The organism is Agromyces sp. NDB4Y10 (assembly GCF_001620055.1).
In the GTDB taxonomy this organism is placed as follows: Bacteria; Actinomycetota; Actinomycetes; order Actinomycetales; family Microbacteriaceae; genus Agromyces; species Agromyces indicus.
The window spans coordinates 87520-112841 of the sequence record NZ_LQGY01000055.1; the positions used below are offsets into that span (position 1 = coordinate 87520).

The 25322-nt window shown below is 65.7% G+C and carries 25 protein-coding genes and 1 tRNA gene; 19 read left to right on the forward strand and 7 right to left on the reverse strand.

The genetic code is table 11. The features are described 5' to 3' along the window. Positions 1–60: 60 nt before the first annotated feature. Positions 61–762 (reverse strand): TetR/AcrR family transcriptional regulator, encoded by a 702-nt coding sequence (locus AVP42_RS12710; protein ID WP_067949569.1) that lies wholly within the window; start codon positions 760–762, stop codon positions 61–63. Positions 763–861: 99 nt separating this feature from the next. Between AVP42_RS12710 and AVP42_RS12715 the strand changes: the two genes are divergently transcribed. Beyond that, positions 862–1776 carry an alpha/beta hydrolase gene (locus AVP42_RS12715; RefSeq protein ID WP_067949571.1) on the forward strand — a complete coding sequence of 305 codons (915 nt, stop codon included), beginning with the start codon at positions 862–864 and terminating at the stop codon, positions 1774–1776. Between the two features lie 14 nt (positions 1777–1790). On the opposite strand, the gene dcd is transcribed toward AVP42_RS12715, so the two are convergent. After that, complete coding sequence (gene dcd, locus AVP42_RS12720) at positions 1791–2396, reverse strand: dCTP deaminase (protein ID WP_067949573.1); 606 nt, start codon at positions 2394–2396, stop codon at positions 1791–1793. Between the two features lie 102 nt (positions 2397–2498). Here dcd and AVP42_RS12725 point away from each other — a divergent pair. Further along, a tRNA-Gly gene (locus tag AVP42_RS12725) sits at positions 2499–2569 on the forward strand. A gap of 110 nt (positions 2570–2679) precedes the next feature. Here the strand turns inward: AVP42_RS12725 and AVP42_RS12730 are convergent. The 5 genes from AVP42_RS12730 to AVP42_RS12750 form a co-directional block, all read right to left on the reverse strand. Next, on the reverse strand, positions 2680–3792 hold the full coding sequence (locus AVP42_RS12730; RefSeq protein ID WP_067949576.1) for a site-specific integrase: 1113 nt from the start codon (positions 3790–3792) through the stop codon (positions 2680–2682). A 31-nt stretch (positions 3793–3823) separates the two neighbouring features. Beyond that, a complete protein-coding gene (locus tag AVP42_RS16475; RefSeq protein ID WP_067949578.1) occupies positions 3824–4771 on the reverse strand; it encodes a S9 family peptidase in 948 nt (315 codons plus the stop codon). Positions 4772–4923: 152 nt separating this feature from the next. Further along, positions 4924–5775: a hypothetical protein gene (locus AVP42_RS12740; RefSeq protein ID WP_157356834.1), complete on the reverse strand. Its 852-nt coding sequence runs from the start codon at positions 5773–5775 to the stop codon at positions 4924–4926. A gap of 113 nt (positions 5776–5888) precedes the next feature. Then, complete coding sequence (locus tag AVP42_RS12745; RefSeq protein ID WP_067949581.1) at positions 5889–6449, reverse strand: hypothetical protein; 561 nt, start codon at positions 6447–6449, stop codon at positions 5889–5891. Between the two features lie 2 nt (positions 6450–6451). Then, positions 6452–7111: a helix-turn-helix domain-containing protein gene (locus tag AVP42_RS12750; RefSeq protein ID WP_067949584.1), complete on the reverse strand. Its 660-nt coding sequence runs from the start codon at positions 7109–7111 to the stop codon at positions 6452–6454. 130 nt (positions 7112–7241) lie between these two features. On the opposite strand from AVP42_RS12750, the gene AVP42_RS12755 reads away from it, so the two are divergent. The 17 genes from AVP42_RS12755 to AVP42_RS12830 all read left to right on the forward strand — a co-directional run bounded on the left by AVP42_RS12755 (position 7242) and on the right by AVP42_RS12830 (position 25281). After that, complete coding sequence (locus tag AVP42_RS12755) at positions 7242–7481, forward strand: helix-turn-helix domain-containing protein (RefSeq protein ID WP_067949586.1); 240 nt, start codon at positions 7242–7244, stop codon at positions 7479–7481. Continuing rightward, complete coding sequence (locus AVP42_RS12760) at positions 7481–7771, forward strand: helix-turn-helix domain-containing protein (RefSeq protein ID WP_067949588.1); 291 nt, start codon at positions 7481–7483, stop codon at positions 7769–7771. Before AVP42_RS12755 ends, AVP42_RS12760 begins: the two co-directional genes overlap by 1 nt. Positions 7772–7870: 99 nt before the next feature. Further along, positions 7871–8143, forward strand: a complete 273-nt coding sequence (locus tag AVP42_RS12765; protein ID WP_067949590.1) for a hypothetical protein — start codon at positions 7871–7873, stop codon at positions 8141–8143. Continuing rightward, a complete protein-coding gene (locus tag AVP42_RS12770) occupies positions 8140–9132 on the forward strand; it encodes a ParB N-terminal domain-containing protein (RefSeq protein WP_067949591.1) in 993 nt (330 codons plus the stop codon). The genes AVP42_RS12765 and AVP42_RS12770 overlap by 4 nt, the downstream gene beginning before the upstream one ends. 40 nt (positions 9133–9172) lie before the next feature. Continuing rightward, positions 9173–9916 carry a hypothetical protein gene (locus AVP42_RS12775; RefSeq protein WP_157356835.1) on the forward strand — a complete coding sequence of 248 codons (744 nt, stop codon included), beginning with the start codon at positions 9173–9175 and terminating at the stop codon, positions 9914–9916. Between the two features lie 34 nt (positions 9917–9950). Continuing rightward, on the forward strand, positions 9951–11102 hold the full coding sequence (locus tag AVP42_RS16480) for a hypothetical protein (RefSeq protein WP_157356836.1): 1152 nt from the start codon (positions 9951–9953) through the stop codon (positions 11100–11102). A 4-nt stretch (positions 11103–11106) separates the two neighbouring features. Then, on the forward strand, positions 11107–11937 hold the full coding sequence (locus AVP42_RS12780) for a hypothetical protein (RefSeq protein WP_067949595.1): 831 nt from the start codon (positions 11107–11109) through the stop codon (positions 11935–11937). Positions 11938–11998: 61 nt separating this feature from the next. After that, positions 11999–12493 carry a hypothetical protein gene (locus AVP42_RS12785; RefSeq protein WP_067949597.1) on the forward strand — a complete coding sequence of 165 codons (495 nt, stop codon included), beginning with the start codon at positions 11999–12001 and terminating at the stop codon, positions 12491–12493. Positions 12494–12498: 5 nt separating this feature from the next. Continuing rightward, complete coding sequence (locus AVP42_RS12790; RefSeq protein ID WP_067949599.1) at positions 12499–13416, forward strand: hypothetical protein; 918 nt, start codon at positions 12499–12501, stop codon at positions 13414–13416. A gap of 3 nt (positions 13417–13419) precedes the next feature. After that, positions 13420–14523 (forward strand): M23 family metallopeptidase, encoded by a 1104-nt coding sequence (locus AVP42_RS12795; RefSeq protein WP_067949600.1) that lies wholly within the window; start codon positions 13420–13422, stop codon positions 14521–14523. Positions 14524–14590: 67 nt separating this feature from the next. Further along, entirely contained in the window at positions 14591–15199 is a 609-nt protein-coding gene (locus AVP42_RS12800) for a hypothetical protein (RefSeq protein WP_067949603.1), read from the forward strand. A 261-nt stretch (positions 15200–15460) separates the two neighbouring features. Next, positions 15461–15763 carry a hypothetical protein gene (locus tag AVP42_RS12805; RefSeq protein WP_067949605.1) on the forward strand — a complete coding sequence of 101 codons (303 nt, stop codon included), beginning with the start codon at positions 15461–15463 and terminating at the stop codon, positions 15761–15763. A gap of 14 nt (positions 15764–15777) precedes the next feature. After that, positions 15778–16983: a hypothetical protein gene (locus AVP42_RS12810; RefSeq protein ID WP_067949610.1), complete on the forward strand. Its 1206-nt coding sequence runs from the start codon at positions 15778–15780 to the stop codon at positions 16981–16983. A 21-nt stretch (positions 16984–17004) separates the two neighbouring features. Further along, entirely contained in the window at positions 17005–18507 is a 1503-nt protein-coding gene (locus AVP42_RS12815; protein ID WP_067949612.1) for an SCO6880 family protein, read from the forward strand. A gap of 6 nt (positions 18508–18513) precedes the next feature. Next, complete coding sequence (locus AVP42_RS12820) at positions 18514–20244, forward strand: hypothetical protein (protein WP_067949618.1); 1731 nt, start codon at positions 18514–18516, stop codon at positions 20242–20244. 309 nt (positions 20245–20553) lie between these two features. Next, a complete protein-coding gene (locus tag AVP42_RS12825) occupies positions 20554–22683 on the forward strand; it encodes a DNA methyltransferase (protein WP_067949619.1) in 2130 nt (709 codons plus the stop codon). Positions 22684–22686: 3 nt separating this feature from the next. Beyond that, on the forward strand, positions 22687–25281 hold the full coding sequence (locus AVP42_RS12830; RefSeq protein WP_067949620.1) for a DEAD/DEAH box helicase: 2595 nt from the start codon (positions 22687–22689) through the stop codon (positions 25279–25281). The last annotated feature ends 41 nt before the right edge of the window (positions 25282–25322 follow it).

The window sequence follows — 25322 nt, forward strand, 5'->3', positions numbered from 1 at the left end:
GCAACGGCCCGCCCGGAGCGACCATTCGCGTCCGGCGCGCTCGGGGTGTCGCGCGCGGCGTCAGCCGTCGGCGACGGCGGCGAACGCGTCGATCGCGGCGGGGTCGCCGCCCGCGGCGCGCAGCCGCGATGCGATGCCCGAACGGGCGCGGCGGTACGACGAGTTGCGACCGGTGAGCAGCGAGTCGCGGTTGGCGAGCTCGAGCAGCGCGCTGAACTCGAAGGCGGCCTGCTTCGCGTCGTCGAGCGCGGGGAGCTCGCCGAGGTCGCGGGCATGTTGCAGGGTGGCGGCGAGGTAGCCGCCCCATTCGCGGAGGGTCGACGCGACGGCGTCGCGCACCTCGCCGGGCTTGGCGTCGAAGTCGGCGGCGGCTTCGGCGAAGAAGCACCCACCGGGGAAGACGCGGTCGCGGGAGTACGCGATCCACCCGTCGACGAGCGCGAGGGTGCGGGCGAGGCCCCGCGGATGCGCGCGGGCCGGCTCGACGACCGTCTCGATGAACCGCTCGCGCGCGGTCTCCACCGCGGCGAGCTGGAGGCGCTCCTTGGTGCCGAACAGGGTCGCGACATTGCTCTTCGACAGCCCGGCGGCCTGCGCGATGCGCCCGATCGAGAGCTGGTCGAGTCCCTCGACCGACGCGAGGTCGACCGCTGCGGCGAGGATCACCCGGCGCGAGGCGTCGCCGCGGAGGCGGCGGCCGTCGGCGTGGCCCGGCGCGGATGCGGCATCCGTCGTCGTGCTCGTCAGCAGGTGGTCGGTCATCACTTGCAGTTTACGCACGAACGTTCGTATACTCAACGCACGATCGTTCGTATTCATTCATCGAACGGATGCCGCAGACCCCGCCGGATCGGAGCCACCATGTCCCGCGCCCTCCTCGCCGTCGCCGCGACCGTCCGCGCCGCCGAGCGCGTCTCACCCGAGGCCGCGGCACGCCTGGCCCTGCCCCTCTTCATGCACATCGGCAGCCCGCTGCCGGTGCGACCCACCGACCGCGCGATCCACGATGCCGCACGACGCAGCACCCTCCGCGTGCGCGGGCGCGACCTCGTCGCCTACGAGTGGGGTGGCGGGCCCGACACGATCCTCCTCGTGCACGGATGGCGCGGGCGCGCCTCGCAGTTCGCGCCGATCATCCGCGAGCTGCGCTCCGAGGGCTTCCGGCTCGTCGCATTCGACGCGCCCGCCAACGGCGACTCGGCCGGCCGGCGTACCGACATCCGCGACTGGCTCGCCGCGATCGAGGCCATGCAGTCGCGCCACGGCCGGTTCCACACGATCATCGGCCACTCCTTCGGCGCCATGGCCGCACGCACCGCGGTGACCGAGGGCGTCGCTGCGGGTGCTGTCGTCGCGATCGGCGGCATGGCCGCCGCGCGCACCCTCGTCGACACCTTCGCCGGCCGGGTCGGCATCGGCCCGGCGAGCGCCGACGCGCTCGCGCTCCGGTTCGGTCGCCGCGTCCTGCCGCACCTCGCCGACCCGTGGCCCCGCTTCGACGGCGTCGCCGCACCCCTCCCCGAGCGGATGCCGCTGCTCGTCGTGCACGACCGCACCGACCGCGAGGTCGCCGTCGGCGAGGCGATCCGCCTGCACGCGGCGCACGGCGACCGATCCCGACTCGTCGTGACCGACGGGCACGGGCACAACCGGGTCCTGGGTGCGGATGCCACGCTCGACGCGATCACCGCGTTCGTCACCGGCGGACCGGCGGGCGTCGACGCGCTCGGCATCGCGGGTGCGCAGGATGCCGATGCGGCATCCGTTCGCCCCTGACGGTCGGGCGGAGGCTAGCGGCCCGGCGCCCCGGCGTCGGTAATCCCCACGTCGGCGCGCGAGAAGTTCTGGTACGACCGCGACGCGGTCGGGCCGCGCTGGCCCTGGTAACGCGACGAGTACTCGGCCGAGCCGTAGGGCCGCTCGGACGCCGACGACAGCCGGAAGAAGCAGAGCTGGCCGATCTTCATGCCCGGCCACAGCTTGATCGGCAGCGTCGCGACGTTGCTGAGCTCGAGCGTGACGTGCCCGGTGAAGCCCGGGTCGATGAAGCCCGCCGTCGAGTGCGTGAGCAGGCCGAGCCGCCCGAGCGAGCTCTTGCCCTCGAGGCGCGCCGCGACGTCGTCGGGCAGGGTGACCGCCTCGAACGTCGACGCCAGCACGAACTCACCCGGGTGCAGGATGAACGGCTCGTCGGGCCGCACGTCGATGAGGTGCGTGAGCTCGGGCTGGTCCTCCGCCGGGTCGATGAAGGGGTACTTGTGGTTGTCGAACAACCGGAAGTACCGGTCGAGCCGCACGTCGATCGACGAAGGCTGGATCATCGCCGGGTCGTACGGCTCGAGGCGGATGCGTTCGCGATCGAGTTCGGCCCTGATGTCGCGATCCGAGAGAAGCACGGAGCCAGCCTACCGAGGCCCCGGTCGTCGGGTAGCGGAGCGTGTCGAGACGCTTGCTACGATGGTCAACGCGGCGCCCTCCTCCTCGAGCGGATGCCGCATGCCGATGTAGTTCAATGGTAGAACTTCTGCTTCCCAAGCAGACAGCGCGGGTTCGATTCCCGTCATCGGCTCTGATCAGGGGTTTTCCCTGTTCCGCAGCCCGCCGCTTTCGATTGCAAACGGCCCTTGTAGTCACTTAATAGTCACAATTTCCGAAGGCCGTCGGCTGCAGCGAGCGGTTTCAGGAGGCTTGCGCACCGCCACCGAGGGCGTCGAGACGTGACGAGAAGTCGCTGCGGTCGATCTTCACCGGGACGTAGAACCGCGAGGTGATGCGTGAGCTGGAGTGTCCGAGCTGCTCGCTGGCCGCCTCGATGTCCTCTGCTGCCTCAAGGTAGGTCGCGACCGCCTTGCGACAGGACACCGGTGTCATCCACTCGAGTTCGGTTCCGCGCACCGCGTGAGCCCACTGGGTTCGAATGTTCTCGGGCCAGCGAACGGCGCCGCCCGATGCGGGGAAGGCGAGCTCGCAGTACGCGTCGAGTCGCCGTCTGGTGAGCACGTCCAGCGCGAAGCTCGGCAGCTTGAGCCGGCGGGTCGAGGAGTCGGTCTTCGGGCGTTCTTGGATGACGGCTCCCTGACCTGGTGAGCGCACGATGGTGGCCCTGATCGTAAGCGTGCGGTTCTCGAGGTCGATGTCGCTCCATCGGAGCGCCAAGACCTCCCCGATGCGCGCACCGGTCGCGATCAGTATGTCGCCGATGTCTCCCAGGTCGCGGATGACCACGCCCCGCGCCGTGTCGCGGCGATCGTGCGCCGCGAGCAACTCTCGGAGCAGGTGGATCTGCTCGAGTGTCGGCGCGACGACCTCTTTCCGGCGTCGCCGGGGGCCCTTCAGCATGGCGGCCGGGTTGGTCTCGAGGGCGCCAAGCCGCACCGCAAGGGTGAACATGCCATTCAGCACGACGATCAGCATGCGTGCCGCCCCGGGTCCCGAGCCGTCGGCTACGCCGTGGACGAGCCGCTGGAGCCGAGGGACGGTGCATTCAAAGAGCCGCAGCCCCGCGCTTGGTTCCACGTGGCTGCGGATGGTCGACGAGTACCGCGAGATGGTGGCGATCGCCTTCTCTTCACGCTTGATCTCGTCGACCCACTGCTTGGCGAGCGCACCGAGCGTGGACTCCCGCGTCAGGATCTCGTAAGTCGGCGTCAACCTCTCCTTGAGCGCCTTCATGAGATTGCGCTCGGCCTCCGCGTATGTGCGCCCCGTCCGGATCATCCGTCGGCGCTTCCCGTCGGCGTCGCGGAAGTACACGAGGGCGGCCGGGCTGCCGTAGTGAACCAGACGCTGCACCCGGCCCCAGCTCTCAAGATCCAGCGGCGGTCTACCTCGCCCCATGCAGCACCTCCGCCGCTCCCGCTTGCTCGAGCCACGCCAGGATGCTTCGCCCGAACAGCTCCGGGTCGCGGTTCCACTCGAGCGTGTGTGGACTGGGAGGGAACTCGACAAGGTCGACCTCACCGAAAGCCGCGACGGCCGATCGAGTGATCTCGATCGGGACCGTCGCATCGCCGCGCGAGTGGAAGATGAGCGCTCGAGGCGCCGCAGCGAAGTCAAGACCGTCGCCGATCGGCCTGTCTATCCCGGCCAGCCGACACACCACCGGTGTGGAGAGAACGCTGGCCGCAGCCGCGATAAGAGGCTTCGGAAGTCGTCGTCGGGTCGCGACCAGCCGGAGCACCTCGAGGAGGTCGAACATCGGAGAGATGAGTACCACGCCGGCAACATCTGGCCGGCGGTCAGCGGCGTCCAGCACCAGACGCGCGCCGTACGACCAGCCGACCATGACGACGCGCGTCGCGCCCTGCTGAATCGCATGATCGATCGCTGCGACCACCCGACGAACGTGCTCGACTGCCATCCCCCGGCCGCGCTTGTCGATATCGGCGCTGGCTTCCAGCGACACGATCGTGGACGGGTAGCCCGCCTCGCGGACGGACTCGACCGATCGAAGCGTCGAGCTGGGTGCAGCGCCCATCCCGTGGACGTGAACGAACCAGACATCGCGCTCCGACGCGTCGTCCGGCACCACGTCCCAGTGGACGAAAGGGACCCCTTCCACCTCACCGGCCTGCGCGATCGCCGAGCGTGCGAGCGGGCTCTCCCGGCCGAAGACGTCACCCACGAAGTAGACCTCCGCTGCCCCATCGAGGTTGCAGTGCTCCACTCGGCGCTCGACGACAGCCGCGTCCACCCGCACGATCTCCTGGACGCGGAAGAGTCGGTGCCCGAGCTGAAGGCCGAACGTGCGAGGCTGCACCGTGGCATCCATTCGAGGGAGCACTACCGTCCCCGCATCGGCACGAAATAGCGCACGCATCGGCCGCCGCCGACCGAGCACGGCGTATCGTGCAACGGCAACGCCCGCCATGGCGAACACGGATGCGCCGGCTGCCGCAGTAACTCCCATCGTGGCCGCCCGGCTCATCGTGCCGCCATCGGGAAGAGGTCATCAGGGATGGCGATGTGGTCGTGGGCGAGGCGAAGGCGCTCCACCTCGTCTTCGCTTAGTTGGAGTTCTCCCCCGGACCTGAACCGAGCGTCCTCGATTTCCACGACCATCCGATGCAGCTGCATCTCATGGTCATCGTCGCTGAGCGCGCTCGGGAGGGCCGAGCCCGAGACGACCCGCGTCCATAACGGCTCGAGCTGTCTGATCAGCGCGGCGGTGTGCCGGCCGCGCCAGTGCCGAAGTACGAAGCGCGCGGCTGCGGGGATCGCGAGTCCGGTGCAGAGTAGCGCCATCACGACGAAGAACATCGGGCTGTAGAGACTCTGCAGGAATCGGAGGGCGTCCCACCATCCCATGAGATGCGACAGGTTCATTCCGATCACGTCGATGACCAGGGCGATGCCGACGACGCAGCCGACTGCGAACATCGTGAACCCGATCGAGCTCGCTCGAGTAGTGAGCCTCGAGCGGTTCTGAAGGATCACGACGCCGGTGTATCCCAGCACGAGACCGAGATAGACGAATTGAACGGAGTTGTAGACGGCCGCCGGCCACTGGCCGCCGAAGTCGATCATGAACCGCGTCGACGAGTGCCGCATGTCGATGAAGGCGAACGCCACGACCATCACGCATCCCGCAGCGACGAGCAACCAGACCGGCCATCTGCCCTTGCGATCCTGCACGCCACGGACGGAGACGATGGCAGCGGCCGAGAGGAAGTACGTGCCCGTGATGAGTGCGCCATCCGAGATGAAGGTCGTAAGGTTGCGTTCGCCGAGCATGTGGTCGACGGCGAGGTACACCTCATCGATGTTGAGGAACATCGCGAGCGTGATGAGTGCGGACGCGTACAGGATCCTCTGGCTCCGGCGGTGGCGCACGGTGATGAACTGCACGACGGTCAGCAGCGCCATGAGGCTGGTCACGGCTACCTGAGTCATCCGAAATGCTCCTCGAGCGGATGCCGGCGGGGCCGACGTATCGCGGCTGCGAGACGATCGGCGAGGCGCTCTGCCTCGACCTCCGTCTCGTCTTCAAAGGCGACCCGACCGAAGATCGCGTCGCCACGCTCCAGGCGGATGTCGGGTACGAACCGGGCGAGTTGGCCGACGCTGCCCGGCGACGATTCGTCGTGGCGGAGGAGAACGTGGCTGAGCTCGTGAAGCACGCACTGCAACCGGTGCAACGGCGAGGTCTCCGGCACGTAGAAGATGTGATGCATCCCGTGCCGCCTCACGACAAGGCCGCACGTCGACGTCCCCCGCAGCGTCTCGAGCGGAGTGATGTTGACCTTCGTGCCGCGCTCGCGTTCGACGTACGCGACGATCGCATCGAGCGAGCAATCATCATCGAACGGAAGTGCCGAGAAACTGGCATCGGCTCGTGTGACCGCACCCGAGAGTTGCACTCGCTCGTCTGCGGCGACGACGTCACCCTGACTGCGAACCAACTCGACCGGCGAACGGAAATGTAGGGCTCCCCTGTCCCGCCGGCGCATGCTCAACGTTCCTCGTGCCGAAGACTCGAGGTGATCGCCCGGAGGGTCTCGGGCGTGATGTCGTCGCTGCCTCGAGCGGCGAGGCCTTCGACCTTGCTCTCGTGCAGCGCACGGAGGAAGTCGAGCTGCGCCTCGATCCGAACGACCTCGGGGTCGCCGACGGCGCCAGTGAGGTAGACGCCATCGATGCCGAGCACATCGGCAATGGCTTCGAGCGATCGACGGCTGGGAGCGCGCACGGCACTCCCCTCGAGCAGCTCGGCCCACTCTTCCTGGCTGAACCGGACTCCGCGCTCGAGCAGCAGCGGTGCGATCTCCTTGTACCCGTGCGCAGAGCCGCGACCCCGTGCAAGCACCGAGACCAGGAGCGCGATGCGGCGGCCGACCTCGCTGGGATCCGGCTCATCTGCGCCGTCAGCTTCGTCGAATGTGAGCTGCCCAGACGGCGCGCGGGATTCGGCTGCGAGACGGGCCGCCGCACGGTCGACCAAAGCGGCTGGATCGACGTCGAGTGCCATCGCGACGTCGTAGAGGACGGGCACTGGCATGTCCCGGTGGTTGTTCAGGTACCGCAGAAGCGTCCCGTGGAAGATGCCTGCCCTCTCGGCGAGCTGCTTGACCGTGACATTGCGCATGCTGCGTTCGGCGCGAAGCTCAGTCATCAGACAGCGATTGAACTCTGTGCCCGAAGTCTCCATACGGATTACTTTATGCGTCCGTTTGGGTGCTTAGTGAGCCATTGTGAGAGCAAATTTGCTTGCGCTTCCCGTTTGGGAACCCTACGCTACCCATATGGGAAGCAGTGAGATACGGGCAAACGTAGCTGAACGCGTGAGGTCGGCGCTCAAGACGCAGGGGCGGAGCCAGCTCTCGCTGTCGCTCGAGATCGGCATTCCGAACACGACCCTCGGCCGGAAGCTGGCGGGCCACATCGACTTCACCGTGTCAGAGGTGTTCGCGATCGCCAGAGCGTTGAGCGTACCGGCCTCGGATCTGCTCCCAGACACCCTGCCTAGAAATGGGGAGAACTGATGAGCGACAAGGTCGTGTTGAAGCGACTGCTGGATGACGCGCGCAGGTCTCTGTCGGGGGCGGACGAGGCGCTTGAGCGCTTCGTTGAAGACCACCGTGTCGGTGAGGTCCTGGACTCCACGCGCGCCGCTGAATACTGCGGACTTGCGAAGGGCACGCTCTACAACCTCGCGTCGAGGCGTGAGGGGCCGGTGCAGCACAAGCACGGCCGCAAGACGGTGTACTACCCCGTCGATCTGGACGTCTACCTGTTCTCTCGGGTGCAGCCCATCCTCGTCGACGCAGCGTGACGCTACGTCGACATCCGACCACCACCAAAGAAATGACCCCCCGTTGCAGCGGGGGGCCGAGATTCCGTTTCGCCGGAAAGCAAGAGGAGGAATCAATCCATGTTCAAGATTATCAGCGGGGCGCACCTCGCCGCCGTCGACGCGAGCGCGGCGTCCACGAGTGGGCCTGCCACGCCGTTCAAGCGCTCGGAGGTCGAGCAACTCGGGGCACTCGCCGAGCGGATCCGCGAGACGACTCACGGCCTGTGGTGTGAGTCGGCCTCGCCCTCCACGCCAGCGACGGACTGCACTTCCCTCGCGTGCGCTTGGGTGGCGTGGGATATCGCCCGCGACGTCCATGACGAGCTGCGCAGCTCAGGGCTGAGCGCATGACCGCCATTCAGCCCGCCATGCCGCTGAACCGCACCGATGAGGTGAATCCGGTGATCTGGGCCGATGTCGAGGCGATCGTGCTTCCGCACGATCGTTCGAGGAAGGAGCCGGACCCGACGGCCGTTGATCGCCTCGCTCGCTCGCTCGCGGATGTCGGGCTGCTCATGCCGATCGGCGTGACGCCGCGCAACGTCCTCATCTTTGGAAGCACTCGCCTGGCTGCCGCGAAGAAGCTCGGTTGGCAGCAGATCGAAGCTCGTGAGTTCGAATCGGCCGACGACCCTGAAGTGCGACGACTGATGGAGTGGGAAGAGAACGACGCCCGTCAGGATCTGTCCCTGGAGGAACAGCTCGCGTTCAAACGCGACGTGCTCGATCCGATTCTGACCACGCGAGCGAAGGCGGCGCAGCAAGCCGGCGCGGCGAGCACGAATCATCGGCGATGGGGCTCGCCCATCGGCGGTGGAAACTTGCCACCCGCGAAAGATCCAGTCACCTCTGCCGCGGCACTCGTCGCGCGCGCTGATGTCGCAACGGAGCGGCCTGCAGCGGGGACGCTGCAGGCATCTGGCAAGTCGCGGGACCTGATGAGCCACTACCTTGGCGTCTCCGGGCGGACGATGGAGAAGTTCGAGCGCCTCGCGGAGTGGTCGGAGGATCCGTCTCTTCCCGAGCCGATTCGTCAGGAAGCGAGTCGGGCTCGAGATCGAGCGAACACCCTGGGCAAGGTCGACGGCGAGTACAAGCGCGTGCGGGCACTCGTCGAACCCCCGATCGTTGCTGAGCCGTCCGCTGCGGTGATCGCCGAGACCCAGCTGACACGGGGGTTCAGCACCTTCGAGCGCTTGCTCGAAGATCACCCGCCTGCGGAGATTGCCGCACAGCTGTCGGAAGGCAGCTGGCGTGGCCTTGCCTCGGTCCTGCGGCGGGCGATGGAGTGGGGACGAGATGCTCAAGCCTCGCGAACCACTGCTGGGGAGGTGAGCTGAGATGCAGCGGTGGTCCGGGAACCGATTGAAGGCGGTCGTCATGGCCGCGACCTCAGTCGGGCGTGACTTCTGGTCATCGGCCGATTGTGCCGAGCTGGTCGACCAAGTCGATCAGTATCTCTCCGGCCAGATCTCGCGCTCGGTTCGAGCGAAGCTTGGATACGCGATCGAGCGTGACGAGGTGACGAACACCGTCCTCGTCCGCCTTGCGGAAGCAAGCACCGGGCAAGCGCTCGCGTCAGGCATGCTCAGCTCGCGAGACCCGTGGGCATACCTGGCCAAGTGCGCCGGCATATGGGCGATCGGGCAGGCCGGCCACCGGGTCGGTGAGCTCGACGCACTGGTTCATCTGCCGGGCGTTGCCACCTCCGCCGCAGATGCCGGCATCGATCCCGCGCATGGGCTGACGCCACTTCCGGTCGTCATCGAGAAGACGGCGAGGACCGTCGAGGCGTTCGTCGACGACGCGGCCGAGCGGTCGTATCGAGCCGCCGTCAGGTGGTTCGCCGAGAATCCCCCGACGCATCAGGGCCACGGACACGCTGAGGCGCGCCGCGCCCCTGAGTTCGCGCGGATGGGTTTCGCGCCGGATGAGGTCGCCGCGCTCGCTCGCGTCACATGGGGTGGCCGGCCGAACATGCACGTCACAAGCCTCTTTCGCGCCTTCCTCCTTGATGACGCCTTCGATCCGCATGCCTCCCGGCCACACCGCTTGGCCCTGATGAACATGCGCGCCGCTCTCGCCCGAGCAGGCGTCCAGGCGGATCAGGGCCGTGCGGCCTGATGCACGCAAAGTCTGAATCGAGAGGGATCACGACATGAGACGGGAAACCGAGTTCGTGCGCCCCGAACTCGCCTTCGAGCGCGACTTCCTCCAGGTGCGCAATTGGTGGGTGCGGGATAAGCGGATTGTCGGGAACGCCTCGTCGATCTTCTTCTATCTCCTCTCGCACCGGTCCGACTTCCGGGTGACCCAGTCGAAGGTGATGCGCGATCTCGGCCTCGGCAAGGATGCGTACCTCGCCGCGCGGCGGAAGCTGGAGGCAGCCGGCTACCTCGAGGTCGTGGTGCACCGGTATGCCCCAGGCGAGGTTGATGAGCTCGGCGCGCCGATCGGCGGTCAGAAATGGACGGAGCTCATCGTCTGCGACCCAGAGGCGCCCGCCGAGCTGCTCCCCGTCGATCGTCATCAATCGACCGATACCGACGCTCCCGAGATGAAGGTTGGAGCCTCGGCGGATATTCCGCCAAGGGCCCGATCTGGCATGGGAGAGTCGCCCCCTCAGCCCTCGGCGGAAAAGCCGCGTTGGCCTTCGCCGGGCTTAGTACCGGCGGGCGCGGCCGGCGAAAGTCCACGTGATCAGTGTTCGAAGCCCTCGGCGGATGACCCGTCGCCGGATCATCCGCCGCTTAAACAAGACCAAGCCCAAGAACACTCTTCGTCGTCTCTCGCATTCACGACCATCGCCGGTCGTGAACATCGTGCGACGGCCGCGCCGAACGACGACGAATCTGTAGCCGAGTCCGACCCGGCGCTCGCGGAGCGGCTCGCTGCGCTTGACTCACGGCTCCGCCTCGGCGAACTTCTCGATCGCCTGGCCCAACATCATCCCGAGGTGGCAATCGGCGCCATCGACCTGTCCCGCGCGGCCGATGACATCCTTGGCGCCGCTCCCCGACGCGTCGGAAACCCCGTCGCGTACGTTGCCTCGTCTCTCGCCGCCGAGCCCTGGCGTTGGGTCCGCACCGAAGATTTCGATCGGGTTGGATCCGCGACAGCGAAGTCAGCATCGCAGCCGGAGCGGACACCGCGAAGGCCACCGACTGGCGCCGAATGCGCCGCAGCCGGGCATCGCTGGATCGGCGAGTTCGACGAGTCCTGCGCCTGGTGCGGGTCTGAACGACCGCACTGGCGGGATGACCGCGACGCGGCACTCGCGGTCACCGCACCGTCACGATCGAGGGGATAACGCGATGAGCGCGAAGAACGTGAAGCGTACGTGGGGCAGCGTGATGTCGCTCGTGCTGCCGCTCGTCGTTGTCGGCGCCTCCGCCATGGCGATTAGCTACGCGACACTCATTGATGTCGCGCGCGTCAACGGCATGCCCTTGCCGGAGCTGTTCCCGATCCTCATTGACGTTGGAACCGTCGCTTGCATGGTCGCCGCGGCGCAGTTCCGAACGCTCGGTATCAACGGTCGCTGGCTCGCGTACACGACGTTCTTCGCCCTGTCGGCGATCTCGGTGTTCGCGAACGCGACGCATGCGCTCGGCGCCGCTGACCTGACCTCGACCACGCTCGGTGTCGCGATCATGCTCGCAGCGACGCCGCCGGCCGCGCTCGTCGCGATCACGCATCTCGTCATGAAGCTCGTCCCCGACATCAAGGAACGGGAACGGATCGCAACAGCGAGCGCGGCACGCGATGGCGCTCGTCATGACGCGGCCGGGCGAGCGTCGCGACGTGACGCGGGCGCCCGCGACAACGCGACGACAGCCCGACCGATAGCGCCAACCAGCACGACGCAGTCTGTCGCGGTTGCGACGACTGCGACAGACGCGGATGACGCCGACATGCACGCATCAGCGAACGACTCGGTCGCGCGTCACAGGAAGCCTCTGACGCCGGCTCCCGCCCCGCAGACGTCGACAGGGTCTTGGAGCGTCGACGCTCGAATTCGCGAGGCGCTTGAGCAGGGCGTGACGCCGTCAGGGCGCGAAGTCGCCGACTGGCTCGGCGGCAAGTCGACTCGCACCGGACAGCGGTACCTCGCCGCCTACCTCGAGCGCGAGAACGCGGCCTGAGCGGCGCCCCGCCACCCTTGCCGCTTGCTGCCTACTGCGCGAGCGGCGGGATCGGTGAGGCGTGTACGACGACGAACTTGGGCCAGGCGACCACAGCACGAGTGAGCCCGACCCTGTCGCGCCTCTCACCCAGGGCGGCGGGCTGAATCCACCGATCGATTGGTGGAGGCTCAGCGAGTCAGAGCGGCGCGCCCAGCTGAACCGCGCGTGGTCGTTCACCCAGCGATTGGTGCGGTCCTACCGGCTCCCTGGCGAGATCGTGCCGCCGTGTTGGTTCCGGCACGACGAAATGGTCCAGGAGCTCCTCGCGCTCATGCAGTTCCGCAATGAGCAGCAGTTCATCGAGCAGCAATCCCCCGGGGCGGCGCTCGACTTCCACTATCAGCTCGGTCTGTGGATCACGAGGATGCGCGGCTGGGTACTCGAGGCCGGATGCAAGCCGAATGAGCACCTCGAGAAGGCTCACCCGATGTGGGTCGTGCCGGACAGTTCGGCCGCGGTTGCGGTTGAGCGTGATTTCGACGAGCTGCTCCGGCGAATGGCGAATCAGGAGTAGAGAACATGGGTAAGGTCTGGGCATCACTCATCGGGACTCTTCGGGAGCTGTGGTCGACTGGGCGTGGCCGGTTCGTCGTGATCGCGACTGGTGCGCTCACGCTCATGGTGATCGGGGCGATCGTCGCGATGAATGTCGCGATCGCGCCTGCAGCGACGCCGCCGGCTCCGGCAACTCAGTCCGGGCCATCCGAAGACCTCTTCCCCGGTGCATCGGCGGAGACGCCGGAATCGGGCGGGGCCCCGGTCATCATGGACAACGGACAGGTCGATATCGGCGGCCCCGGTATCCCTGCGAACGTCGACGGCTGGATCGAGCCGGATGCCCCCGAGGCCAAGCCGGGCGCGGAGACCGGACTCGCGTCGTGGCCATCGGAGATTCCGCTCGACGAGCTCACGATTCCGAGCTACACCGAGGTGACCATTGCTGAATGCGCTGCACCGCAGATTCCCGAAGCACGCGCGATGGCGAACGACATCGTCGCCTACCTGTTCACCTGGGACAGCCGTGTGGCGAGCTTCGACAAATGGGCAGCGCCCGTCGACAGGGAATGGAATCGGCTGTTCGGCTACTACGGCGGCGAAGGGATGAATGGCAAAGGCGACACCGGTCGGCTTGAGGACCGATTCACGTCGATCGGCGCCAGTGAACTCGCATGGACGGGTTGGGCGCGGAACGGGGTCCGAAGCGAGGTTCGTGTGAATCAAGTGGTGACCACCGCTCCGAACCGCTCGCTGGTGCAACTCGACTACACGGTGACCATCACCCGGGCCGGCGACGGCCTCGCCCCCGAGTCCGCGGTGGAGAACGTCACGATTGTCCTCACGGCGCCGTGCGCCCATGACAACTGGCCGAGCCCTGCGTCGCGATGGGACATGACCGGTCTGCAGTTGTTCGACTTCCGCGGGTGGGGCTCGGAGTAACTCGTGAAGCACCCATTGCGGGTCGCCGGTGCTCTGCTCGCCCTGGTGGCGCTTGCCGTAGTCGGCCCGATCGCGCTCGTGATCATCCTTCTGGCGAGCGGAGCGCAGGCCGCCTCCTGCGCGCCACCGCGCCCCGTCGATACCGCGGTTGCGCACCTGGATGTTGAGCAGACCCAGAACGTGGGGATCCTCATCGGTGCGGCGAAGGCACTCTTCCCAGACGAAGCGACCGCGCAGCGAGCGGCGATCGTGGCGATCGCCACAGCCCTGCAGGAGTCGGGACTGCGAAATATCGAGTATGGAGATCGCGACTCGCTCGGTCTCTTCCAGCAACGTCCGTCGATGGGCTGGGGAACCCTCGAGCAGATCATGGACCCGCCGTATGCGGCTGGCCGGTTCTACATGGCACTCGATCAGGTGCCGGGATGGCAGCAGCTGCCGGTCTCCGTGGCGGCGCAGCGCGTACAGAAATCCGGCTTCCCCGACGCATATGCGAAGTGGGAAGACACCGCGTCAGGCGCGGTCGACGCATTGTGGTCGCAGCAAGGCCCCATCTCGATCCCCCCAGAGGTCGGTTGGGCTGGCGTGGCCGGCTCAGAGGCGGAGCACTCCATGGGCACTGGCGGATGCATTGCATCGGGCGAGCTCGTGCTGCCGCTGCCGGCTGGGTACTCGCTCACCGACGGCTACGGATGGCGCAACCTCGGGATGGGAACGAACCCGTTCCATCGGGGCGTCGATCTCGCAGCCGAATGCGGTACGCCGGTCTACGCGATGATGAGTGGCCGCGTCCTATCCGCGGGCACCCTCACGATGCTGATCGAGACGCCTGGCGTTGGGCAGATCGGCTACTTGCATACGGCCCCCGCCGATCATCTCGTGCGCGTCGGCGACGAAGTTGCGGCTGGTCAGCAGATCTCCGCGGTCGGCAATCAGCCGCCGTCGACTGGTTGTCACCTCGACGTGCGCGTGAATCCGGCCGATGCAACCGACCCGCGAGTGGTCGCGCTTCTAGCCGACCCCGGCGCTGGCGGCTGGGTGAACCCCGAGGAGTTCACACGGGCGTTCGGGGTCGATCTCTGCGGCCCCGAGGTCTGCAGTCGCTAGGGCTGATCAGCGGTCAAGCCTGAATGGCGTGATCACTACTTTCGCATCGTCTGCAAGGATCATCGGCATGGCGGAATGGCTCACCCTCGCTAGCACGCTCGTACTCGTGATTGTCACAGGGTGGTACGCGTGGTTGACCAAATCCCTAGCGAGCTCCGCCAAGACTTCGGCCGATAGCGCTCGCGACGCGGCCGAGCATGCTGCCAAGTCAGTCGCCGTGGCAGAGGCTTCGGTTGACGTTCGGTTTGAGTGCGTGCCGTCCTCGGGTCCTCTGCCAGACCACAAAAGCATCGGTGTGTTTCTCTGGTGCCGGGGGGCCACTGTGTACGTGCATGGCGTATCCATGCATGAACTCACGCGCCGCCTCGAATCCTCGGCCAACGAGATTCGTTCAGAGATCGTATTCTGGACACGAGATGGCGAGCACGCAGTCTCCACGGATAGCAAGGCTCAACTCCCCGCCCTGGTCCATGCCGGCGAGAAACTGGACTTCATTACTCGAGCGGATGACTTCTCACCGGGGTTTCGACTTGGGCCCGAGGATCGTATCGACTCGATTGTGATTCAGGTGCAATACAGCTTCGATGGCGTGGGTCCAGTGCGTCAGCGTGAGGTGTCGTGGCGGATGCCTCGCAAGAACCGCTCGTTGCACCCGCTCGAGGACAGCATGCCCTGATCGTCATCTCGTACTCGCGCCCGATGTCCGGCGACCAGCAGCTCGCTCTGCACCTGCTTTCAGCGTTGGCGAGTCCAGGTGTTCGCGGACAGGCCGCGTCCATGCCGAGCTGAGGGGCCACCTGAACCCCTCGGGTGTACTGGAGGTCGTGGCCAGGGCGCCGTTCGAGCGCGTTGTGATCCACCGCGCCGCCTGCCGGATGCGCGCCGGGGCGAATCAGAGTGCCGAGCCGATGAGCGGCTCGGAAGGGACACAACTCACATGGACGCAAGGACCCTCACGATCGCGGGCGAGATCGACCCCGGGGTGACGCCCTCGAGCTCGTGGCCGATCTTCAGCTGGATCGGGCAGCAAGTCGGCAACTTCCAGACGCTGGGGGTCGTCGCGATGGTCGCGCTGCTCATCGCCGGCATCTTCACCTGGGTGGCCGGGTCGGGAAGCGACAACTCGAGGCAGCAGACCGCGGGCAAGTGGATGGTGTTCCTCTCGATCATCGGCGCCGTCGTCATCGGCGCAGCACCGGCGATCATCAAGTGGGCGTCCGGCCAGAACCCGATCGGCTGACCAGGAGGCGCGACATGGGCTGGCTCGGTGACTGGTTCAGTGACGGGTTTCTCGATCTGCTCCGGTCTGGGATTCTCGGACTTGCGGCATTCGTGGGCGACATCCTCAACGGCATCTTTACCATCGACTCGCGCACGACGGACGGCCGACCGACCGACGCTGACCTGGACGCGGCGACGAGCGTCGGTAGTGTCGTGCTCTACCTCGCGGTGCCGCTGACGATCGCCGCGATGATCTGGCAGATCATGCGCTCGGCCGCCCAGGGGCGAGTCCAAGGCGTGCTGCGCGCCCTCGTCGGCGGCGTGGCAATGGTCGCAGGAACCCGGGTGGTCTTCTGGTACGGCCCCGAGCTGGTGCGTGGCTTCGATGAAACGACGATCGCACTCCTCGACGCGTTCGAGTCCGGCCCCGGTGGCCTCGGCACGACCCTCATGGAAGGTGTCGGTCTACGCAAGGTCGGTGACGAGTGGCAGTCGACCGACGGAGGCGAGTACGAGCCTCCGGTATGGATGGTGTTCAGCGCGGCTGGCGGCAACCCCTTGGGCATCCCGCTCATCCTTTGGCTTCTGATGGCCGGCGCTGCCCTCGCGCTCATGATGATGCTCGCCTTCCGCAGGTGGGCCATCGTCGCGATGATCGCGCTCGCTCCGCTTGCGCTCATGTTCCTGCCTGCGGAGAAGGCTTCGAGGAACATGATCGGCCTCTGGATGAAGATCTTCATCTCGCTCGTGGCAGCGAAGCCGCTCGCGGCGATCATCCTGTCGCTCTCGGCGAAGATGGTGTCCGTCTCGGCCGGCATGAACTTGGTGATGTTCATCGCGGCGTTCGTCGGACTACTCGTCGCTGCCTTCGCGCCGATGATCGCGATGAAGTTCTTCGGCTTCCTCGGCACTGAGGTCGCCGATGCCTACGCACGGGCGGCAGGCGAGGGCAACCTCAAGAACGGCGCACAGAGGACCGGCCGGGCCGCGACATCCGTGATCGCAATGGGACGTGGCGGTAGTGGCGGTGGCAGTGCTGGCCGGAGTGCTCCGAAGCCGGTGCCGAATCGCTCGGGCAGTTCCGGTTCGCGCGGTAATCGACCTGGGCCCGTGCCGAACCGTCCGAACGCCGCGCCGTCCGCGAGCTCGGCGCCGCGGCCGAACCTGGGCCCGCCGTCGCGACCGGCGCCCGGGCCCTCGAGGCCGAGCCATCAACCGAGACCGGTGCCCAAGCAGTAGTCCCAAGAAACGAGGCTGACCATGACACGAGAAGCTCCCACGGGCGTTCCCCGCCTCGCATTCCCCGGTCGCCGTCGCACCGGTGTCCTCGGCAACTACAGCCCCGCCCAGCTCGCCGTGGCCGGAACCGGGGCCGGGCTCGCCATCCTGAGCATGTTCACCGCGCCAGACCCGGTCCAAGGGCTCACGACGGCGCTCATCCCCGCGGCGGTGCTGATCGCCGTCGGCCTCTGGTTCGACGAGTACGGCCACCCGCTCCTTTCGACCATTCAGCAGAGAGCGTTGTTCACGATGAGGAAGCTCCTTCGTCAGACCAGCTATCGCCGCCCTGCCGGCATCCCGATCGCGGACGCTGGAAAGCTACAGCTGCCCGGAGCGTTGGGAAGCCTTCGCCTGCTCGAGACGCAGGGCGGAGGAGCGATCATCGAGGATGCCGCATCCGGAACCGCGACGGCCGTCGTGGAGGTGACGTCACCCGGCTACGGCCTCCTCGACGACCGCGATCAGGAGGCTCGGGTAGCAGCTTGGGCGCAATTGCAGTCCGGCCTGGTCAACCACGTCGGGCTCGCTCGCGTACAGGTGATGAACACATCTCGTGTCGCGCAGCCGAAGCAGTTGCGGGACTACTACGAGCGCCGCGCCTCCGATTCGGTGTCGAGCTGGGCCCGCGAGCAGTACGAGACTCTGCTCGACGCTGGAGTGGCGACGACTACCACGCATCGGCAATACCTTGCCGTCGTCCTCGACAAGTCGAGGATCGGCAAGGAGATCCGGGCGCAGCGCGGCGGCAGGGCGGGCCTCGTTTCCGTGATGGCCCGTGAGGTCGCGACACTGAGGCGCGGCCTCACGGACTGCTCCGTGACCGTTCGACACTGGCTCGGATCCCGGCAGCTCGCCGCGGTGACGCGCATAGGCTACGACCCCACCTCGGGCGACCTGATCGAGGAACGCGCCGCCGACCGAGCCGGCGTCGCGCCGGAATCGGCCGGGCCGATGGCCGGCGAAGAGCACTGGGACCACATCCAAGTCGACGGCGTGATGCACCGTACCTTCGAGATCACCGAATGGCCGCGCATCCCGACCCTCCCCGACTTTCTCAACGCCGTGAACACGCTGCCGTTCCAGCACGCGATGTCTCTGTACTTCTCGCCAGTCAAGCTGAGGCAATCGATCTCGCGGATCAAACGCGAGCGCGGAGCGATCGACTCCAACCGGGAACTGCGGCAGAAGCGAGGCAACTACCGCGAAGACAATGCGTTCGAGAAGCGCGAGCGTGACGCGATCGACCAGCGCGAGGCGGAGCTCACGCAGGGGTTCGGTGACCTCGAGTACATCGGTCTCATCACGGTGACGGCGACGACCCTCGAGGATCTCGACGCCTTCTCGAGCGAGCTGCGGACCGCCGTCGAGGGCAAGAGCATGGAGGTTCGCCCCATGTTCGGGCAGCAGCTCGCCGCGTTCAACTCGAGCGGCCTGCCTTTCGCGCTCGCGCCGGCGAAGACGCGCGGCCTGAAGGTGTGGTGATACGGGATGAAGAGCAAGGCGTTCGCCGGCCGGGTCATCCCGGAGAACGAGACGCGCGAGGCCCGGAAGGCGCGCGAGGCGGAGATGCGCGAGCGTGTCAGCGCGACGGCGCCATCGCAGCGAGGACGGGCTACAAGTACTGAGCCGCGGGCGAAAGCGTGGGGCGATCTTGGACGGACGGCGTGGTGGGGGCCGGCGCACGTGACTCCGCGACCGCACCGCGCCAGCTCCCTCGTCACTTCGTATGCCTACCCCTTCCTCACCGAAGAGGGCCTCGGAACGCGCGGCGTATGGATGGGCAAGCTCGCCGACGTCAGCGGTGGCGGCGACTTCGTGTTCGACCCGTACGAGTTGTACAAGACGGGCCACGTCACCGGCACATCGATGGTCTGGATCGGCACGGTCGGCACCGGGAAGTCAGCGGGGGCGAAATCGTTCACCACGCGGATGGCGACGATGGGCGTCAAAGTCACCGTCGCGTCGGACCCTAAAGGGGAATGGGCGCCTGTCGCCGAGGCCATGGGTGGGAAGGTGATCGCTCTGTCACCGTCGGGAGACCATCGGCTCAACCCGCTCGATGAAGGCCCGCGCGACTCGCGCTTGAGCGACGCAGCCTGGGCGCGGCTCGTGAAGTCGCGTCGGCGGCTACTCCTGTCGTCGATCATTCCCTCGCTGATCGACCGTGACCTCAAGCCGGTCGAGCACACCCAGCTCGACATCGCGCTCGACCGCGCCGTGGCCGACAGCGCTGGCGCCGGGCTGGTCACCATCCGCGACGTCTACCGGTGGCTTGTCGACCCCGAACACGGCGCTCCCGCAGAGCCGGTCGCGGATGCCGACGTGGCCCACGGCATGCGTCGGCTGGTTGAGGGTGACCTTGCGGGCGTCTTCGACGGCGAGTCCACGGTCACCTTCGACGCTGACGCGCCGATGGTCGTCATGGACACCTCGGGCTTCATGGGCGCATCAGGGACGCTTCTCTCGGTCGCGATGACCGTTGTGGCGGCCTGGGTCGAGGCGGCCGTGATGGATCCACAGGGCGGGCGCCGCGTCCTCGTTTACGACGAAGGGTGGCGGATGCTGCGGGACGAGCTCATGTTGCTCCGCATGAGCGAGCAATGGAAGCTGGCCCGACAGTACGGCCTCTGCAATCTGCTAATCATGCACCGCATTACCGACCTGGACATGGTCGGCGACCAAGGCTCGGCCGCGCGGGCGCTCGCGCAAGGCCTGCTGACGGATGCCGAGATTCGCATCGTCTATCGACAGGAAGCCGACGTGCTCGAGGCGACGAAGGAGTCCCTCGGGCTGACTGATCGAGAGATCGACGAGGTCTCGTCTCTCCCAAGAGGGGTGGGTCTGTGGAAGATTGGCAAGCGACCGTTCCTGGTGAGCAACATCCTCACCGAGCAGGAGTTGGAGGTCTTCAAGACCAGCGGACGCTTCGAGGTCGAGATCCCGGAGGAAATTCGGACTGCTGCGTCCCCGCGTACCCAGAACGTGGTGAGCAACACTGGCCCGCAGCGAGGCGGCTCGGACGCCGGCACGGGCGAAGCACCGGCAGAGGACCACGGGCGGTTGGATCATGCTCTGGTGCAGAGTGAAGGCAGTCACCATGCTGCGTGCGCCGATTGGACACTTGCGTTCGGCTGTGACAGTACGAAGATTCACTGGACTACGAAGCCAGGGATGTACTGCACCCGATGCGGCACGCGGCGCCCCGAGGTCGCCGCGTAGGCCTTGTTGCTGAGCACGAGGGGTGTATTCGGGGGTGTCAAGCCGCTCACGTTTGCCTGCGGGACGTCAGCAGGGAACGCCCGCCGCAGCTTCTAGCGACGCCCACCGCTCGCGAAACGACAGCTCTCGGGAACGAGCATCAACCCGATGTCGGGTAGCGCCGACGACCTGTCCTCGTGCCGGGAACCAGCGACAAGTTGCGACGCCCGCCGAGAAGGGTTCTCCCGGTTGTCAACTTGGTCCACGCGCGACGCGCCTCGACCCAACGGGATAGCCTTTCCAAAGTCGGACAAGCGAGAAGGGACATCGTTGTCGAATCTGAGCAACCTCCTGCGGCAGGTGGAGCAGAAGGATCCTGAGCTCGCCGACGACATTCGTGACCACATCAAGGCGCTCGCCGCACGCCGCGAGTTCGGGCTCAACTTCGAACGTCACACTCCGGAGACGGTTGAACTGCCAGGGAGGCCGATAAGGAAGGGCGACAAGGTCCGCTTTCTGGCCCCTCGTGGCGAGAATCCCATGAGCGTTGACCAGCGCCTCTGGCGAGTTGTTGATATTGGCCGCATCGACGGCGGACGGGTGGCGTCGTTGGCTCGAGAGGGCCGTGACGGTTCGGATGTCGAGACGGCCAGCCGGGCCTGTGACGATCTAGTTGTCGTTGCGGAGTTCCGGGATCCGATCTATCCCGGTCTCGTGTCGACGGGAAGGGTGGCACGTGGAGGGGAGAAGCCTTGCCACAGCGTGATCAACGCTGAGAATTTCCACGCGCTTCAGACGCTTCTGTACACGCACGAGGGCAAGATTGATGCGATATACATCGACCCGCCCTATAACTCGGGTTCTCGTGACTGGAAGTACAACAACGACTATGTCGACGGAGAAGATCTGTATCGGCACTCCAAGTGGCTTGCCTTCATGGATCGCAGGCTCAGGCTAGCCAAGCGCCTGCTCAACCCCGCAGACTCTGTCCTCATCGTCACGATCGACGAGAAGGAGTATCTGCGACTCGGCCTACTTCTGCAGCAGATCTTCCCCGAGTCGACGGTCGAGATGGTCACGACGGTGGTCAATCCACGCGGGCGACACCGCCCGGGTCGATTTGCGCGGTCCGAGGAGTACATCTTCTTTGTCATGATGGGCGATGCTGCCGTCGGTCAAGAGGAGGATCCAAGCTTCACCGGTGGGACCCGCGTGCCGTGGCGAACGCTGCGCCGGAGCGATGCTGCGTCAGCGCGCGGTACAGCAAAGGGCGGTCCGTCACAGTTCTACCCGATCTACGTCACGGAGGCGGGCACGATCGAAGAGATCGGCGATGCGCTTGCGCCCGATACACCACGAGACGAGGCACCACAACGTGAAGGGTGCACTGCAGTCTTCCCCATACGTGACTCAGGTCTCGAGATGAACTGGGGTCTCACTGCGCCTGCGCTCCGTGAGATCAACTCCAATGGGTTCGTTCGCGTTGGCAGACACACACCGAGCAAGCCTCAGAAGTGGGAGATCTCGTACCTGACATCGGGCAAGATTGCGGATATCGAAGGCGGACGAGCAGCGGTCATCGGTCATGAAGTAGGCGGCGCGGTGATCGCTGAGTACGTCACGGACAAACTCAAGACACCGACATCGACATGGGTCAGGCCGTCCCACAACGCTGAGGTTGGCGGCACGCTCTTGCTCGCTGCACTGCTGCCCGACCGACGGTTTCCTTTTCCCAAGTCGCTCTATGCGGTTGAAGATGCCCTGAGGCTCTTCATCAAGGACAAGCCGCGAGCCACTGTCCTCGACTTCTTCGCCGGATCAGGAACAACCGCGCATGCCGTAATGCGGTTGAACAGGCAACATGGCGGTCAGCGCCAGGCAATCCTCGTCACGAACAACGAAGTCTCTGCTGGTGAGCAGGCGGAGCTTCGTGCGAGGAAACTGCGGCCGGGCGATGCAGACTGGGAATCGCTGGGGATCTGCGACTACATCACAAAGCCCAGACTCCATGCTGCTGTCATGGGCACCACACCCGACGGCGACCCGATCGAGGGGGACTATAAGTTCACAGACGGCTTTCCCATGGCTGAGGGCTTCGAGGAGAACGTCGAGTTCTTCACGATGACATATGAAGCGCCTCGGCGAGTGGCACACAACAGATCGTTCGAGGCCGTCGCACCACTGTTGTGGCTCAGAGCCGGAGCTGAAGGCTCGCGCATTGACAAGGCAGCCGAGGACTTTGCCGTCGCCGACACATACGGTGTGCTATTCGACCTTGACGCATCTCAATCGTTCCTCCGCGCTCTCGCCGACGCCGAAAGCGTGCGTGCGGCATTCATCGTGACCGATGACGACCGGCCATTCCAGATGGTCTGTTCCGAGCTTCCCCCGCACGTAGAGCCAGTCCGCTTGTATGAGTCCTACCTGACCAACTTCACGATCAATACGGGCAGGGAGTAACTGATGAAGTACACATTGAAGGAGTATCAGGCCGACGCCGTCGGACAGATGCTCACGTACTTCGCTGACGCCCACGATGACTACCACCGCAAGGGACGAAACGTTTCTTTCTCCCTCGCCGCTACCACCGGCGCTGGCAAGACCGTCATGGCCTCCGCAGTAATTGAGGCGCTCTTTTTCGGCGACCCAGACTGGGATTTCGACGCGGACCCAGGCGCAGTCATCCTGTGGTTCACCGACGATCCGTCGCTGAATGAACAAACCAAGGCCCGAATCCTGGACGCCTCCGCCGATCGGATCGCGTACTCTCGCCTTCAGGTCATCGGGAGCACGTTCAATCAGGAGAAGTTCGAGCCCGGGAAGGTCTACTTCCTGAACTCGCAGAAGTTGTCCAAGAACTCCTTGCTGGTCCGCGGCGCGGCGGAAGAGGAAGGCGAGGTTCTGGTTGCACGCGCTGCCTCACCGGACCTTCACCAGCACACCATCTGGGACACCATCCGCAACACTATTGAGGACGAGCGGCTCACCCTTTACCTCATCCTCGATGAGGCACACAAGGGCATGAAGCGCCGCACCACCGAAGACAAGACCGAGAAGCAGACCATTGTCAAGCGGCTCATCAACGGCAACGGCGCCCCTCCAATCCCCGTCGTCTGGGGAATCTCCGCCACTATTGAGCGGTTCACGGAGGCGATGAAGGACGCCCAGGGACGCTATCCCTATCCCAGCTACGAAGTCGACCCGGCGCTCATTCAGGAATCTGGTCTCCTGAAGGACGATATCCGTCTGGACTTCCCGGTAGAGAGCGGCACTTTCGATACGGTCCTCCTGAAGCGCGGCACTCGTAAGGTGAAGGATGCAAGCCGCTGGTGGGCGCAGTACGCCGACAGTCAAGACTCTCCTGGAGACACAGTTGTGCCGCTGCTCGTCGTCCAAGTGCCGAACACTCCGTCCAAGGAGCTGCTTCAAAACACCGTCGACGCGATCCGTGATGAGTGGCCCGAACTCCCCGGCGAGGGCATCGCGCACGTCTTTGGCGATCATGCGTCAATCCAGATTGGGGACTATGAGATCCCCCACATCGCACCCGAGAAAGTGCAGGAGGCCGAACACGTCCGCGTGCTGCTCGCCAAGGATGCAATCTCGACCGGTTGGGACTGCCCCCGCGCCGAGGTGCTCGTGTCGTACAGGCCGGCGTCAGACAAGACCCACATCACCCAGCTGCTCGGCCGAATGGTCCGCACGCCTCTAGCTCGACGCATCGCTGGCGACGACAGGCTGAACTCGGTGGACTGTGTCCTGCCCTTCTTCAACCGCGCGACTGCCACGGAGGTCGCGGACGTCCTCCTTGGCAAGAAGCCGGAGGGTGACGACGGGAGTGGCGGGACCGGCGGCGGCGACGGTCGCCGGGTGCTGTTTCATCCGGTTGACATGCACGTCAACACCGCGATCCCGGACTACGTTTGGGAAGCGTTCGACTCGCTGCCCTCGCAGTCATTGCCGAAGAAGGCCGCAAAGCCCACAAAGCGGCTTTCAAGCCTGGTTCAAGCGCTCTCCCGCGATGGGCTACTCCCTAATGCCCGGAAGGCCGCTTACGCTGAAATGTTCGCCGTCATGGACGGACTCATGGCGCGCCATAAAGACAAGATCGATGCTGCCACTTACGGCCTCCTCGACGTCGAGGGCGAGACAATAGTCGCCAGCGTGGCCGGGAAGAAGGTGGCGGAGCCCGAGAAATTCCATGAGATCGCCGACGAGCGTTCCGTCGAGGCTGACTTCAAGACAGCCCAGCGCATCCTCTCCGCCGACCTCGCTCGCAAGTACGCTGACCACATTGCCGTCGAAGACGAAGTAGATGACGGTCTATTTGACGCTCACCTGAAGATCGCGGCTCTCGCCCAAATCGACGGGGTCTCGACCGAAATCGACCGCGAAGCCACCGCGCTCGCGATGCGATGGCTCGCGCAGTACCGAGTCGATATCAAGGGCCTCGGAGACGAACGACGAGCGGTCTACGACGACATCCGAGCCATGTCAGCACACCCCCAGCGCATCGATATTCGCCGCCCCAAGGTCCGCGCTGAGGAGACTGCGGCGGATGTGGACGGCACCAAGGTCGACACTCGGCCTCAGCACCTCATGGCCGACGCGAGCGGCAACTTCCCCATCGGCTCCCTCAATACATGGGAGACGACCGTACTCGACGCAGAACGGAACCGCGCAGGCTTTCTCGCTTGGTACCGCAACCCTGGCCGGGCGTCCGACGATTCCTTGGCAATCGCCTACAGGGACGGCAAGGGAAGCTGGCGCCGCATGTGTCCCGACTTCGTGTTCTTCCACGGAACCGAGTCCGATGTGAAGGTCTCCATCGTGGACCCGCACGGTTTCCACCTTGGCGATGCCCTCCCGAAGCTTCGGGGCCTTGCAGACTTCTCCCTTCAGTATGGCGACGAATTCCACAGGATCGAGGCGGTGGCGCAGATGAAGGACAAGACTCTCCGTGTGCTCGACCTGAAGGACGAAAGCGTACGAGAAGCCATCGCGCAGGCGAAGGACGCCGAGGGCCTTTACCTGAGCAACTCCGCAACGGACTACTAGCTCGTATCTGGCCTTGCTGTCGTTGAAGTGCTCGAGGGTAG